The organism is Methylobacterium sp. J-048, from assembly GCF_022829515.1.
Lineage (GTDB): Bacteria > Pseudomonadota > Alphaproteobacteria > Rhizobiales > Beijerinckiaceae > Methylobacterium.
The window spans coordinates 1-965 of the sequence record NZ_JAKSYL010000079.1; the positions used below are offsets into that span (position 1 = coordinate 1).

1 protein-coding gene is annotated in these 965 nt (G+C 69.7%); it reads right to left on the minus strand.

Annotated elements, in window-relative coordinates; genetic code table 11:
- Window positions 1–965: 1-deoxy-D-xylulose-5-phosphate synthase N-terminal domain-containing protein (locus tag MKL09_RS05210; protein WP_279605686.1), on the minus strand; the 965-nt coding region annotated here is incomplete at both ends.

Here is a 965-nt window from a genome sequence, read left to right on the forward strand (position 1 = left end):
GTAGGTCGCACCACGGAGGTAAGAGAGGGTAGCGCGCGACGAACAGCGCGAGCCGCTCCAGCGCAGGGGCGCGCGGGACAGTCACCGCGAGCTGCTCAGCGATGCCGACGTCGAGGGTTTTATCCGTGTGGGCCTTGCCGAACACTTCAATGCCGGTGCCGCCGGACATCGCCGCGGTGATCGCCACCGCCCTCTCGTCGGAATCGGCCGCCTTGATCAGGCTCTCGCCGAACACCCGGGTGTAGGCCGGGGCGTTCGGCTTGGCCTTGGCCTGGACGCCCGAGACCACGTCGAACTTGACCACGCCGTGGTAGCGGTCGGCCGAGGCCTCGGCCGGGGCGTAGCCCTTGCCCTTGCGGGTGACGACGTGGAGCAGGATCGGGCCGTGCTCGGCGTCGCGGACGTTCTTCAGGACCGGCAGCAGCTGGTCGAGATTGTGCCCGTCGACCGGGCCGACATAGTGGAAGCCCATCTCCTCGAACATCGTGCCGCCGCCGACCACCAGGGAGCGGGCGTATTCCTCGGCCGCGGCCGCGCGCTGGTAGAGCGCCTTGGGCAGGAGCTTGCCGAGCTGCTTGGCGGTCTCGCGCAAGGACTGGTAGGTGCCGCCCGAGGCCAGCCGCGCCAGGTAGCCCGACATCGCGCCCACCGGCGGGGCGATCGACATGTCGTTGTCGTTGAGGATCACGATCAGGCGCGAGTGCAGGGCGCCGGCATTGTTCATGGCTTCATACGCCATGCCGGCCGACATCGAGCCGTCGCCGATCACCGCGATGGCGTTGCGGCGCTTGGCGGTCCAGCCCTTGGCCTTGGCGGAATCGGCATCGAGGTCGCGGGCGACCGCCATGCCGAGGGCGGCCGAGATCGAGGTCGAGGAATGGGCGGCTCCGAACGGGTCGTAGACGCTCTCGGAGCGCTTGGTGAAGCCGGACAGGCCGCCGCCCTGGCGCAGGGTGCGGATGCGG